General features: G+C 63.4%; 13 protein-coding genes and 1 pseudogene. 11 read left to right on the top strand and 3 right to left on the bottom strand.

Annotation, left to right across the window (positions count from 1 at the left end):
• Positions 1-2: 2 nt before the first annotated feature.
• Complete coding sequence (locus LMTR21_RS37435) at positions 3-1,226, bottom strand: MFS transporter (protein WP_065750810.1); 1,224 nt, start codon at positions 1,224-1,226, stop codon at positions 3-5.
• Between the two features lie 209 nt (positions 1,227-1,435).
• Between LMTR21_RS37435 and LMTR21_RS37440 the strand changes: the two genes are divergently transcribed.
• Positions 1,436-3,505 carry a prolyl oligopeptidase family serine peptidase gene (locus LMTR21_RS37440; RefSeq protein WP_065750811.1) on the top strand — a complete coding sequence of 690 codons (2,070 nt, stop codon included), beginning with the start codon at positions 1,436-1,438 and terminating at the stop codon, positions 3,503-3,505.
• Positions 3,506-3,665: 160 nt separating this feature from the next.
• Positions 3,666-4,535 carry a protein-L-isoaspartate O-methyltransferase family protein gene (locus LMTR21_RS37445; protein ID WP_246174975.1) on the top strand — a complete coding sequence of 290 codons (870 nt, stop codon included), beginning with the start codon at positions 3,666-3,668 and terminating at the stop codon, positions 4,533-4,535.
• Between the two features lie 100 nt (positions 4,536-4,635).
• Here LMTR21_RS37445 and LMTR21_RS37450 read toward each other — a convergent pair whose 3' ends face one another.
• Both LMTR21_RS37450 and LMTR21_RS37455 read right to left on the bottom strand, forming a co-directional pair.
• Entirely contained in the window at positions 4,636-5,322 is a 687-nt protein-coding gene (locus tag LMTR21_RS37450) for a DUF938 domain-containing protein (RefSeq protein ID WP_065750813.1), read from the bottom strand.
• Between the two features lie 33 nt (positions 5,323-5,355).
• A complete protein-coding gene (locus LMTR21_RS37455) occupies positions 5,356-5,691 on the bottom strand; it encodes an ArsR/SmtB family transcription factor (RefSeq protein WP_065750877.1) in 336 nt (111 codons plus the stop codon).
• A gap of 185 nt (positions 5,692-5,876) precedes the next feature.
• Between LMTR21_RS37455 and soxC the strand changes: the two genes are divergently transcribed.
• The 9 genes and pseudogenes from soxC to LMTR21_RS37500 all read left to right on the top strand — a co-directional run.
• Positions 5,877-7,184: a sulfite dehydrogenase gene (gene soxC / locus LMTR21_RS37460; RefSeq protein ID WP_430642506.1), complete on the top strand. Its 1,308-nt coding sequence runs from the start codon at positions 5,877-5,879 to the stop codon at positions 7,182-7,184.
• Entirely contained in the window at positions 7,168-7,839 is a 672-nt protein-coding gene (locus tag LMTR21_RS37465; RefSeq protein ID WP_065750815.1) for a c-type cytochrome, read from the top strand. The genes soxC and LMTR21_RS37465 overlap by 17 nt, the downstream gene beginning before the upstream one ends.
• A 65-nt stretch (positions 7,840-7,904) precedes the next feature.
• Positions 7,905-8,228 carry a sulfur oxidation c-type cytochrome SoxX gene (gene soxX / locus LMTR21_RS37470; protein ID WP_065750878.1) on the top strand — a complete coding sequence of 108 codons (324 nt, stop codon included), beginning with the start codon at positions 7,905-7,907 and terminating at the stop codon, positions 8,226-8,228.
• Between the two features lie 56 nt (positions 8,229-8,284).
• Positions 8,285-8,773, top strand: a complete 489-nt coding sequence (gene soxY / locus LMTR21_RS37475) for a thiosulfate oxidation carrier protein SoxY (protein WP_065750816.1) — start codon at positions 8,285-8,287, stop codon at positions 8,771-8,773.
• Between the two features lie 20 nt (positions 8,774-8,793).
• On the top strand, positions 8,794-9,105 hold the full coding sequence (soxZ, locus tag LMTR21_RS37480) for a thiosulfate oxidation carrier complex protein SoxZ (protein ID WP_065750817.1): 312 nt from the start codon (positions 8,794-8,796) through the stop codon (positions 9,103-9,105).
• Entirely contained in the window at positions 9,102-9,968 is an 867-nt protein-coding gene (gene soxA, locus LMTR21_RS37485) for a sulfur oxidation c-type cytochrome SoxA (protein WP_065750818.1), read from the top strand. Before soxZ ends, soxA begins: the two co-directional genes overlap by 4 nt.
• 8 nt (positions 9,969-9,976) lie before the next feature.
• Positions 9,977-10,294 (top strand): hypothetical protein, encoded by a 318-nt coding sequence (locus tag LMTR21_RS37490; RefSeq protein WP_065750879.1) that lies wholly within the window; start codon positions 9,977-9,979, stop codon positions 10,292-10,294.
• Between the two features lie 84 nt (positions 10,295-10,378).
• Complete coding sequence (gene soxB / locus LMTR21_RS37495; protein WP_065750819.1) at positions 10,379-12,127, top strand: thiosulfohydrolase SoxB; 1,749 nt, start codon at positions 10,379-10,381, stop codon at positions 12,125-12,127.
• Positions 12,128-12,197: 70 nt separating this feature from the next.
• Positions 12,198-12,572, top strand: a pseudogene (locus tag LMTR21_RS37500) (DsrE family protein); the annotation flags it as partial.
• Between the last annotated feature and the right edge of the window lie 253 nt (positions 12,573-12,825).

Raw genomic sequence — 12,825 nt, forward strand, 5'->3', positions numbered from 1 at the left:
AACTAGATATCCGGCCGCAATTTAGCCCGCCGCCTGGCAAATGACGCAAGCGCCAGGACGGCAAGGCCGAGCAGCACCGGCGGGAACACCACCATGTTGACCATGGACCAGCCGTAATGCGCCAGCAACTGGCCGGACGAGAACGACCCCAGCGCCATCATGCCGAACACCAGGAAATCGTTGAAGGCCTGCACCTTGTTGCGTTCCTGCGGCCGATGTGTCTCCAGCACCAGCGCCGACGCGCCGATGAACGCAAAGTTCCAGCCCACGCCAAGCACGATCAGTGTCGCCCAGAAGTGCATCGCGGTGATGCCGGCAAGACCGATGCCCGCCGCCGCCGCTTCCAGCAGCAGCCCCACTGCCACGACGGCCGGCGCGCCGAAGCGCGCGATCAGCGAGCCCGTGAAGAAGCTCGGCCCATACATCGCCACGATGTGCCACTGAATGCCGAAATTGGAATCGCTGACGGTGAGCCCGCACATCTTCATGGCGAGCGGCGCCGAGGTCATCACGAGGTTCATCATGGGATAGGCGATCACGCCGCACAGGGCGGCGGCGATGAAGCGCGGCTGCCGCGCGATCTCGAACAACGGCCTTCCGCCATGCATATCCGATGGCGCAGGCTTGGGTGCATCGACGCCGGAGAGCACCGCCATCGCCACCAGCGCGACAAACGCCTGCATCACGAAGCTGAAGGCAAACAGATAGGGTGGCCAGATATCCATGGTCCACTGCACGAGCTGCGGCCCGAGCACACCAGCGAATACGCCGCCCGCCATCACCCAGGACAGGGCCTTGGGACGGAACGCGACGCTGGCGCCGTCGGCGGCGGCAAAGCGATAGGATTGCGCCACCGCGCCATAGAGCCCGCCGAGAAAAGTCGCGAAGCAAAACAGCCAGAACGATCCGTGCAGGATCGCGGCCGCGCCGAACGCGCCGGTCAGCACGCCGCAGAAGGTGCCGATGATGAACGCGACACGGCGGCCATAGACACGCGAGATCGCGCCGGTCGGCAGCGTGCCGGCGGCAAGGCCGAGCACATACATCGAGAGCGGCACGGTGGCGAGCGAGATATCGGGCGCCAGCGTCGCGCCGACGATCGAGCCGGTGGCGAAGATGACGGCCGAATTGGCGCCGGTCAGCGCCTGCGCCGCCGCGAGCCGCAGCACATTGGCGCGTGCGCGCGCGTCATTGGCAACCTCTTCGGTGGCTGTCGTATCCAGCATCGGCCTTCCCGCCCGGCGCCCCCCGGGCAGGGAGCCTCATTGATTTGCGCGGCACTATGGCGATGTGAGGGGACGCGATCAACCGTCGCAAACGGGCGCGCGCTATGCGGACTGCGCGCATTGGCACCTCACGGAGAACTGATTACACCGAGGTCGCCTCGATCGTGCCTATTGCGATACACGCAGCCGGCATTTCTGGAGTTCAAGCCATGAAAATCGACGACCGGCCGACCGTCGCCGCGCCCGACGATGATCCCTATCTCTGGCTCGAGGACATCGAAGGCGAGCGCGCGCTCGATTTCGTCGACCGGCAAAGCCGGCTGACAATGGAAACTTTCGGCGGCCGCCAATTCGCGGCAGATCGCGACACGCTTGCGGCGATCTATGACCGCTCCGACAATATTCCCTACATCACGCGCCGCGGCGGGTTCGTTTACAATCTCTGGAAGGATGCCAAAAATCCGCGCGGCCTCTGGCGACGCACGACGCTCGCAGACTTTCGCAACGCGGAGCCCGCCTGGGAAACGCTGCTGGATATCGACCGCCTCGCCACTGAAGAGGACAAGGATTGGCTGCTCAACTGGACTGAGCCGCAGTCGGGCAATGATCCGCGCGTCATCATCGCCCTTTCCCGAGGCGGCAGCGACGCGGTGGTGCTGCGGGAATTCGATCTGGATGCGAAAGCCTTCGTCGCAGACGGATTCACCTTGCCGGAAGCCAAGAGCGCAGTCCAATGGGCCGACGCCGACACGCTGCTGCTTTCGAGCGCCCTCGGCGAGGGCATGGCGACGACGTCAGGCTATGCGAGAACAGTCCGGTTATGGCGCCGCGGTGAACCTGTGGAGCAAGCACCCGTGCTGTTCGACGTGCCGGCCGACCGGATGGGCGCGTATTGCGGCGTTGACGACACCGCTCCGACGCCGCGGGTTTGGTTCATCGATCGGATCGATTTCTTCCACCAGAATATCTGGCTCGGCACCGAGGCTGGTCCCCACACAAGACTCGACCTGCCGACCGACGTCTGGCTGGAAGCGCATCAGGACTGGCTGGCCGTGAAGGTGCGTGGCGCCTGGACGATCGCGGGCAAGACCTATGCGCCGGACAGCGTGCTCGGCATCTCGCTTTCGGCCTTTCTGGCTGGCGATCGCCACTTCACCCTCGTGTACGAGCCGGGGCCACGGCGGGCGCTGCAGGGATTTTTCTGGACGGCCGGCAAGCTCGTATTGTCCGTTCTCGACGAGTTGCAGCCGGTGTTCGAAATCTGCACGCCATCGGCAATCGGCTGGACGCGCGCGAGACTGCAAGGCCTTCCCGAGATCGGCGTCGTCGATGTCTGGCGCCTCGACCGTCACGAAGCCGAAAGCAATGGCGACCTGCTCGCCAATGTGCAGGATCCGCTGACGCCGTCTTCGCTGATGCTGATCGAAGGCGCCGCCGCGCCGGCGATATTGAAGCAGGCGCCAAAGACTTTTTCCGCCGACGGGTTCGTGGTTACCCGCCACGAGGCGATTTCGGCGGATGACGAGCGCATTCCCTATGTGCAGACCGGTCCCGCCACCACGACCGGGGATGCACCGGTCTACATGAGCGCCTATGGCGGCTTCGGCCTCGCGGTAAGGCCCTCTTACAGCTCCGCACTCGGCAAGCTCTGGCTTGAGCGCGGCGGCACCACGGTGCAGGCCAATATCCGCGGCGGCGGCGAGTTCGGCACACGCTGGCACGATGCCGGCCGTTATGCCGGCAAACGGCTGGCGCATGATGATTTCGCGGCCGTTGCCGCGGACCTCGTCAAGCGTGGCGTGACGCGCACCAGCAGGATTGCCGCCGAAGGCGGATCGAACGGCGGCATCCTGATCACCAACATGCTGGTGCGCTACCCCGAACGATTCGGCGCGCTGTTCTGCACGATTCCCCTGGTCGACATGCGCCGCTACACCAAGCTGCTCGCAGGCGCGAGCTGGATCGCGGAATATGGCGATCCCGACAAGCCCGCGGAGTGGGAGTGGCTGAAGACCTATTCCGCCTATCACACCGCAACGCCGGGCCAGAACTACCCGCCGATCCTGATCGCCACCACGCGGCGCGACGACCGCGTCCATCCCGGCCACGCCCGCAAGATGGCGGCCAAGCTGCAAGCCATGGGATATGAAGCCTATTTCTACGAGCCCGCCGCCGGCGGTCACGGCTACGGCAAGGACAATCGCGAACGCGCCGGCTTCATCGCGCTGGGATATGCGTTCCTGAGAAACAAGATCGGCTGGGACGATGGCGCCGTGTAGCGCATAGGCCTGCGGGACCTGTAGGGTGGGCAAAGGCGCTTGCGCCGTGCCCACCATCAGCACTCCACTCGGGATGGTGGGCACGCTTACGCTTTGCCCACCCTACAAGGATGCTATGCGCATTACGCTCCACCAATCCGCCATACGAATGGAGGGCAAAATGGACGCGCAAGCCGAACTCCGCATCATCCGTGCGGCCTACGCCAAACAGGTCCTTGCCGCGGCAAGCGTTGTCGATGCGCGCCTGGCGCAAGCGTTCGCGGCCATTCCGCGCGAGGACTTTCTCGGTCCCGGTCCGTGGCTGGTGCTGCGGTGGCTTCGCAACTATGTGCCGACGCCCGACGCCGATCCCGTCTATCTCTATACCGACGATCTGGTGGCGCTGGAGCCCGAGCGGAACGTCAACAACGGGCAGCCGTCGTTGCATGCCCATCTCATTCACCAGGCAGCACCCGCCGCAGGCGAGCACGTGGTGCATGTCGGAACGGGCACGGGCTATTACACTGCCATCCTCGCGCATCTCGTCGGACCGTCCGGCCGCGTGACGGGAATCGAGTATGACGGCGCTCTCGCCGCACGCGCCAAAGCTAGCCTGGCGCCCTATTCGAATGTCACCGTGATCGAGGGCGACGGCACGCAGGTGCCATTCGATGCCGCCGATGTCATCTATGTCAACGCAGGCTGCACGCAGCCAGCGAAACGCTGGCTCGATGGCCTTGCCGATGGCGGCCGCCTGATCATGCCGATGACATCGGATCAGGGATTTGGCGGTATCGCGCCGGAGCGCCTGGCGAGCGCCGGCGCGGTGTTCCGAATTGAGCGAAGAGCTGCGGACTATCTTGCATGCTGGATCTCGCCCGTTGCGATCTTCCCCTGCGCCGGCGGCCGCGACGAGGCGTCCGAACGGGCGCTGGCCGAAGCCTTTTCCGGTGGCGATGTACAGAGGATCACGCGGCTGTACCGCGACCAGGACATTCCCGACGAGCGCTGCTGGCTGCGCGGACCGGGGTGGTGCCTCGCCTATCACTAAGGCCCAGTCTGTAAGATGGGCAAAGGCGCGCTTGCGCCGTGCCCACCATTAGCACTCTGCTCGAGATGGTGGGCACGCTTCGCTTTGCCCACCCTACAATTTACGCCGACGCGTCAGAGCGCCCGAACACTAAAATCATATTGTTGGCGGGCATCTGCACGGTCTCAAACAGGACAAGACCCACGCCGGCGGCGAGCTTCTCCACCTCGGCGATATCACGCACGCCCCATTCGGCATCCTGCTCGCGCAGGCTGGTGTCGAACACGGCATTGCTCATGGCGGTGTGCTTGCCGGCGCGCTTGAACGGGCCATAGAGAAACAATCGTCCGTCGCTGCGCAGATAGCGGCCTGCACCGGCGAACAGGCCTTCGGCCACGCGCCACGGTGCGATGTGGATGACATTGGCGCAGAACACCGCCAGCAATTCGCCCGGCCCGCTGTCATCATGCATTTGCGGACACCAGGCGGGATCGGAGAGATCGACGCGGAGCGGCGGACGGATGTTCGGCAAGGCGGTGTGTGCGCGCCATGCTTCGATGCTGGCGAGATGCCGTTCGTTGAGATCGCTCGGCCACCAGGTGATGTCGGGCGTATGTGTTGCGAAATGCACCACATGCTGGCCGGTGCCGCTGCCGGCCTCCAGCACGTCACCGGATTTGTCGGCGAGGAATTTCTGCAGCACCGCCCAGATCGGCGCATGATTGCGGTGAAATGCTGCCGCATCGAGCCTGCCGTCGGGCTCGACCGGCCGGCCGTCCTTGCCGAACTCCACCACAAACTCAGCCATCTCAATTCGTTCCTGCAACAAAGTGGCGCAGCATCACTTCAGATCGCCGCAGAAAATTTCCTTCAACACCCCAAGCAGACGCAATGTGCGCTGGTCGGCGACGCGATAATGCAGCGTCTGCGAGGTACGCCGGAATTCCACCAGGCCGTCGGCGCGCAGTTTCGCCAGATGCTGCGACAGTGCCGACTGGCTCAGCTTCACGACAGCGACGAGTTCGCCGACCGTCATCTCGCCGCGCACGGCAAGAAAGCAGAGGATCAGCAAACGCTTTTCATTGGCCAGCATTTTCAGGAGTTGGGCCGCCTCGCCGGCCTGCTTCGCCAGCGTCTTCAGCGCCGCCTCATCGTCGGCGCCGGGGGCGAATTGCATCTCGTCGGCGGCCGTAGCGACTGCGCTCATTTCTTCATATCCAGAATAGTTTTCCGCGCCTGCGAAGCACAGATATCATACTACTGCGCCATCAGTTCTTTAGCATTGACTAAATTAGCAAGCGTGGATATTCCTTCAAAAAAGCAAGAAATGATGCGGCGATGCGGCCGCGAGGGGAAGAAAACGTGCGGCCGGACCCGTTACGCAGCAAAGCTGTTCTCTCCGATCTCGCCAGATCACCCACACCTTTGGGCCGCCGCAGCTTCCTCGGCCTCGGCGCGCTCCTGACCGGCAGCCTCGCCCTTGGCGGCAAACCGGCGACCGCCGACCCCGCGCAAGATTCTCCCCCGGCCGATGCCCCCTGGTCGCAATCGATCGGCGCGGGCGTGGTCGATCGGCCCTACGGCCGGCCCGCCGATACCGAAGCCTCCGTCATCCGGCGCAACGTGCCCTGGCTGACCGCCGGCACGGAATCGTCGGTGAGCTTTTCGCCGCTGCAGGAGCTGCAGGGCATCATCACGCCGAACGGGCTGTTCTTCGAGCGCCACCATGCGGGATGGCCCAGCATCGATCCGGCGCAGCACAAGCTCATGATCCACGGCCTCGTGGAGCGGCCGCTGCTTCTCACCATGAAAGACATCCTGCGCTTCCCGCAGACCACGCGCATCCATTTCATCGAATGCCCCGCCAATGGCGGCATGAACTGGCGCGCGGCGCAGATGAACTCGCTGCAGTTCAGCCACGGCATGGTCAGTTGCGCGGAATGGACCGGCGTAAAACTGTCGACGCTGCTGGAAGAGGTCGGCATCAAGAAGGAAGCGAAGTGGGCGATGGTCGAAGGCGCCGACGGCGCGCATATGAACCGCAGCCTGCCACTCGACAAATGCCTCGACGATTGCCTCGTGGTCTATGCACAGAACGGCGAGGCGCTGCGGCCCGAACAGGGGTATCCGCTGCGGCTGGTGGTGCCGGGCTGGGAAGGCAACGTCAACATCAAGTGGCTGCGGCGGATCAAGCTCGGCGAAAAGCCGTGGCACACCCGCGAAGAGACCTCGAAATACACCGACCTGATGCCTGATGGCACCTCGCGCGGCTTCACCTGGCTGATGGACGCGAAATCGGTCGTCACCTTTCCCTGCCCGGAAAAACCGATCGATGGGCCCGGCCTCTATGAGATCAGGGGACTGGCCTGGACCGGCAACGGAAAGGTCAAGCGCGTCGACGTCTCCACGGATGGCGGCGTCAACTGGCAGGCCGCGCGGCTGCATGAGCCGATATTGTCGAAGGCACTGACGAAATTCACGCTGCCCTGGCGCTGGGACGGCCGTCCCGCGCTGGTCGCCTCCCGCGTCATTGACGAGACCGGTTACGTGCAGCCGACGGTTGCACAACTCCGCGCGCAACGCGGCTCCAACTCGATCTACCACAACAATTCGATCCAGACCTGGCAGGTCAAACCGGACGGAAGCGTGTTCAATGTACAGCTCGCGTAGGATTGGCCTGCTGCTCGCAGCCCTGCTCGCAGCCGCCTGCACGCGCGCAGGCGCGGCGGAGCCCGGCCATTTCGGCTACGGCAGCGTGGCAACGCCGGCGCAGATCGCCGGATGGGACATCGACGCGCGCGGCGAGGACGGAACAGGCCTGCCGCCGGGCAAGGGCACGGTCGACCGGGGCGCCGAGGTCTATGCCGAGCAATGCGCCGCCTGCCATGGAACCTTTGGCGAAGGCGAAGGCCGTTTTCCGAAGCTGGTCGGCGGCGTCGGATCGCTCCGGGACGAGCGCCCGGAGCCGACGGTGGGCAGCTACTGGCCGTTTGCCCCGACCCTATGGGACTATATTAACCGCGCCATGCCGATGCCCGCGCCGCACACATTGTCAGCGGATGAAGTTTATGCTTTGACCGCCTATATTCTGAGCCTCAACGACCTTGTTCCCAATGAATTTGTTGCCGATCGCAACAGCTTGCCGAAAGTCAAAATGCGCAATCGCGACAATTTCATCTGGACCGACCCGCGCCCGGATACGGCAGCCAAGCCTTGCATGAACGCCTGCGTGAACGCCGCCGATGTCAGGATCGCGTCGACGGCCGAAGGCAGGAACCTGACGCCGCGCACGACCGGACCGCTCGACACGATGCAACCGAAATAGAAATTACGGAAACGCCTGTGACCGATCACTTCAAGACCAAATCTTCGAGGTTCCCGGCGTTCGCGCTGGCACTGGCCATCGGCGCTTTCGCATCCGCAAGCTCCGCGCAGGCGCAGTCCGCGGTGGACGAAGGCCGCAAGCTCGCCTTCGACCGCAGCAAGGGCAATTGCCTGACCTGCCATGTCATCAAGGGCGGCAACCTCCCCGGCACGATCGGACCCGAGCTGGTCGACATCAAGAGCAAGTATCCCAAGCGCGAGGAACTCGTCGCCATTCTCCATGACGAAACCCTGCGCAATCCGCTGACCGTGATGCCGCCGTTCGGACGGAATCGAATTCTGACCGAAAAGGAAATCAACGCCGTGGTGGATTTCCTGCAGACGCTGTGACGCAAGACGAGAAATCAGGGCTGAGACGTGCGCACGCACGCATGAGGAGACGAGATATGAGTGACGTCGAATTTTCGGCCACGCGGCGGCTGATCCTGCAGGGTGCAGGCGCAGTTGCGCTCATCGGCCTCGGCAATTTGCCCTTTGGCCTGACGCCGGCGCTCGCTGCGGCCAATGACAAATATCCGGAAGAGGCGTTCAAGCAGAAGAGCGACGCCGACGCCATCAAGACGCTCTATGGCAAGACCGCCGAGCCTTCGGACAAGGTGAAGCTGGACGCACCCGAAATCGCCGAGAACGGCGCCGTCGTGCCGATCTCGGTCTCTACGACGCTTGCCGACGTGACCTCGATCGCGTTCCTCGTCAGCGAAAATCCGAACGTGCTGATCGCAAAATACAACATCCCGGCAGGCACGCTGCCGAACGTCGCCAACCGCATCAAGATGGCCAAGACCAGCAATGTGACGGTGCTGGTAGAAGCCGGCGGCAAGCTCTTCAGCGCCTCCAAGGAGGTCAAAGTCACCGTCGGCGGCTGCGGCGGTTAAGGCATCGAGGGAGAACTCACATGGCATCCACCATTCGCGTGCGCGCCACGTCAAGCGGCGAGACTACCGAGGTGCAGGCGCTGATCCAGCACCCGATGGATTCCGGCTTCGTGAAGAACGCCAAGGGCGAGACCATTCCGCCGCATTTCATCCAGCAGCTTACCTTCGAGCATGACGGCAAGAACGTATTCATCGCTGATTGGGGCGGTGGCATTTCCAAAGACCCCTATGTCAAGTTCACCTTCAAGGGCGGCAAGAAGGGCGATGAACTGAAGATAAGCTGGGTCGACAACAAGGGCGCAACCGACACCACCACGGCGAAGATCCAATGAAGCTGCGATCCGCGATCTATCTGGCTTCCGCCGCGCTTTCGCTTGCGCTGTTGACGCTTGCCAGCACGCTGCCGTCAGGCGCCGCCGACAAGGTCGACCCTGTCGCCGACGCCAAGGCGTTCAAGAAATTCTTCACCGACAAATTCCCGAAGGTGAAGCTGGAGGATTTCGTCAACGGTCCCTATTCGATGAACGAGGACCTGCACAAGCAATGGCAGGAGAAGGAACAGTTTCCGCCTTACGAGTTCTCGCTCGAAATGGGCAAGGAAATGTTCTCAAAGCCGTTCAAGAACGGCAAGACCTACGCCGATTGCTTCGAGAATGGCGGCATCGGCGTCCGCCAGAACTATCCTTACTTCGACGCGAAGGAAGGCAAGGTCATCACGCTTGAGCTGGCCTTGAACCGCTGCCGCGAGGCCAATGGCGAAGCGCCCTATTCCTATGTCAGGGACGAAATGGCGGCGCTGACGGCCTACATGGCCTTCACCTCCCGCGGCAAGCCGATGGACATCAAGATCCCGAATGATCCGCGGGCGCTCGCAGCCTACGAGGCCGGCAAGGAATATTTCTACACGCGGCGCGGCCAGCTCAACTTCTCCTGCGCCACCTGCCATGTGCAGAGCCCGGGCGAGCGCATCCGCGCCGAAATCCTGGCGCCCGCGCTCGGCATCGTCAACGCGATGCCGATCTATCGCTCGGAATGGAGCGGCATGGGCACCACCAGCCGGCGCTTCACCACCTGCAACAGCCAGATCCGCGGCGTGCCGCTGAGCCCGCAGGACGACGAATATCGCAACGTCGAGTACTACCTGTCCTATGTCAGCAACGGGCTACCGATATCGGGTCCGGGAGCGCGGCCATGAGGAACCTGATGCCAAAATCCGCATTGGTCTCGACACTGGTTCTGGCGCTGCTGGCGACCGGCGGAACGAGCGCGCTCGCTGCAGGCTCCGAGGAGGACTACAAGGCAGCTTATGCTGCGGCCGAAGCCGCCAACAAGGAGGCCGGCAAGCTCCGCAATCAATGGACCACCACGGCGAACACGCTGGCGGCGGCGAAGAAGGCGGCCGATGTCGGCGATTTCGACAAGGCCACCGCGTCGGCCAAGGAGGCCGAGGCCCTCGCCAAGGCTTCGATCTTCCAGGCTACCAGCGAGAAGACCCGCTGGAAGGACATGGAAATTCGCTAGAGCATGATCCGGAGAAGCGGAAACCAGTTTTCCGCCAAGATCATGCTCCACAAATAGATACCGTTACGACGCGCGGAGACCCGCATGACCATCCGCCGCCGCGATTTCCTGACGCTCGCGGGCGCCGCTACTCTCTCCGGCAGCCTGCCGCGGCTGGCGCGCGGCGCCGACAATACGGGCGTCTACGATCTCGAGCGCTTCGGCAACGCCCGCATCCTGCACATCACCGACGTGCACGCGCAGCTCCGGCCGGTGTTTTTCCGCGAACCGAGCGTCAATCTCGGCATTGGCCCGATGCACGGCAACCCGCCGCATCTGGTCGCACGTGCCTTTCTCGATCGCTTCGGCATCCGGCCCGACAGTGCCGACGCCTACGCCTTCACCTGCATCGAATTCGAAAAAGCCGCCGGGCGGTTCGGCAAGCTCGGCGGCTTCGCGCATCTGAAGACGCTGATCGACCGGCTGCGCAGCGAGGTCTCGTCCGGGCGTTCCCTGCTGCTCGACGGCGGCGATCTCTGGCAGGGCACCGGCCTTGCCAATACGCTGCAGGGCGCCGACATGGTGGACGCCGCCAACCAGCTCGGCATCGAGGCGATGACCGGCCATTGGGAATTCACCTATGGCGAGAAGGTGCTGCGCGCCAATCTCGAACGCTTCAAGGGCGAATTCCTGGCGCAGAACGTCTTCCTCACGGAAGAAGCCGCCTTCAACGATGCCAAGGCGTTCGACCCGGCTTCGGGGCGCGTGTTCAAGCCATCCGTGATCAAGGAGATCGGCAGCTATCGCGTCGCCGTGATCGGACAGGCGTTCCCCTACGTGCCGATCGCCCATCCGAAGCGCTTTACGCCGGACTGGAAGTTCGGCATCCGCGATGAAGAGCTGCAAAAGCTCGTCGACACGCACCGCAACAACGACAAGGTCGACGCCGTCATTCTTCTGTCGCACAACGGCATGGATGTCGACCTGAAGCTCGCCAGCCGCGTCACCGGGATCGACGTCGTTCTTGGCGGCCACACCCATGACGCCGTGCCGCAGCCGATTGCCGTGACCAACGCAGGCGGCACCACGCTCGTCACCAATGCCGGCTCGAACGGCAAGTTTCTGGCGGTGCTCGATCTCGAACTCGGCAAGGGCAAGGTCAAGGATGTGCGCTACCGGCTGCTGCCGGTGTTTTCCGAATTGCTGAAGCCCGATCCGGCGATGCAGGCGCTGATCGACAAGATCCGCGGGCCGCATGCGGCGGCGCTGGACGAAAAGATCGCCGCCGCCGACCGCCTGCTCTACCGCCGCGGCAATTTCAGCGGCAGCATGGATCAGTTGATCTGCGACGCGCTGCTCGGCGAATTGAATGCCGAGATCGCGCTGTCGCCGGGTTTCCGCTGGGGCACCACTGCGCTGGCCGGCCAGCCGCTGACGATGGAGGACGTGATGGCGCAGACCGCCGTCACCTACCCCGAGACCTACGTCCAGACCATGACCGGCGGCCAGATCAAGGACGTGCTGGAAGACATCTGCGACAATCTCTTCAACACCGATCCCTATTACCAACAGGGTGGCGACATGGTCCGCGTCGGTGGCCTGCATTACACCTGCAGCCCGAATGAGACGGTGGGCAAGCGGATTTCCGAACTCAAGCTCGACAGCGGCCGCAAGCTGGAGGCCGGCAAGCGCTACAAGGTCGCAGGCTGGGCTTCCGTCAACGAGCAGACCGGCGCGCCGATCTGGGATGTGGTCGCCAGGCATCTGAGGTCGGGCAAGCCGCCCAACCGGGCCGCGCCGGGCGTGACGCTGAAAGGCGTGGATGGCAATCCGGGCATTGCGGGACAGGCATGACGATTTCGAGCACGCTTCGGATCGTGATCGCGGCGCTGTCCATCGCGGTCGCCGCGCCTGACGCTCGCGCCCGCTGCAAGACAAGCCGTTTGCCGAGCACAAGATCGTGCTGCAGCTCTCCGATAACGACGCGCGCAAGCAGGCCCTCGTGCTCAGCGTCGCCAGCAACCTGATGAAGCATTACGATCCCGACAAGGTCGCAATCGAGATCGTCGCGTTCGGTCCCGGCATCGACCTGCTGCGCCCGGAAAATCCCAACCGCAAGATGGTCGAGAGCCTGGTGGCGCAAGGCGCCCGTTTCGACATCTGCCTCAACACCGTCGATACGCTGGAGCGCGAGAACGGCAAGCGGCCGGAGTTCATTGCCGCGGCAACGCCGGTGCAGGTCGGCGTGGCGCAGATCCTGTTTCTGACGGAGAATGGATATACGCTGGTGCGGCCGTGACCGCTTCAGCCGTCATTGCGAGGAGCTCGCGACAAAATTGCAAAGCAATTTTGCGCTGAAGCGACGAAGCAATCCACCTATCCGTTATGTCGCGAGATGGATTGCTTCCGCCTTCGCTAAAGCTACGGCGGACAAGTCGCTTTGCTCGCCATGACGGAAGATTACGTGCGGCCTTCAGGAAGTAAAATTCCTTCGAAAAGACCGCTCCAAATAGATGAAAGCTATTTGAGAAGACGGCCAAACTAGAATAATA

The organism is Bradyrhizobium paxllaeri (genome assembly GCF_001693515.2).
In the GTDB taxonomy this organism is placed as follows: Bacteria; Pseudomonadota; Alphaproteobacteria; order Rhizobiales; family Xanthobacteraceae; genus Bradyrhizobium; species Bradyrhizobium paxllaeri.

Coding starts and splice junctions, on each gene's coding strand:
- LMTR21_RS37435 (WP_065750810.1), bottom strand. CDS start 1,226: ATGCTGGATACGACAGCCACCGAAGAGGTTGCCAATGACGCGCGCGCA.
- LMTR21_RS37440 (WP_065750811.1), top strand. CDS start 1,436: ATGAAAATCGACGACCGGCCGACCGTCGCCGCGCCCGACGATGATCCC.
- LMTR21_RS37445 (WP_246174975.1), top strand. CDS start 3,666: ATGGACGCGCAAGCCGAACTCCGCATCATCCGTGCGGCCTACGCCAAA.
- LMTR21_RS37450 (WP_065750813.1), bottom strand. CDS start 5,322: ATGGCTGAGTTTGTGGTGGAGTTCGGCAAGGACGGCCGGCCGGTCGAG.
- LMTR21_RS37455 (WP_065750877.1), bottom strand. CDS start 5,691: ATGCAATTCGCCCCCGGCGCCGACGATGAGGCGGCGCTGAAGACGCTG.
- LMTR21_RS37465 (WP_065750815.1), top strand. CDS start 7,168: ATGTACAGCTCGCGTAGGATTGGCCTGCTGCTCGCAGCCCTGCTCGCA.
- soxY (WP_065750816.1), top strand. CDS start 8,285: ATGAGTGACGTCGAATTTTCGGCCACGCGGCGGCTGATCCTGCAGGGT.
- soxZ (WP_065750817.1), top strand. CDS start 8,794: ATGGCATCCACCATTCGCGTGCGCGCCACGTCAAGCGGCGAGACTACC.
- soxA (WP_065750818.1), top strand. CDS start 9,102: ATGAAGCTGCGATCCGCGATCTATCTGGCTTCCGCCGCGCTTTCGCTT.
- LMTR21_RS37490 (WP_065750879.1), top strand. CDS start 9,977: ATGCCAAAATCCGCATTGGTCTCGACACTGGTTCTGGCGCTGCTGGCG.
- soxB (WP_065750819.1), top strand. CDS start 10,379: ATGACCATCCGCCGCCGCGATTTCCTGACGCTCGCGGGCGCCGCTACT.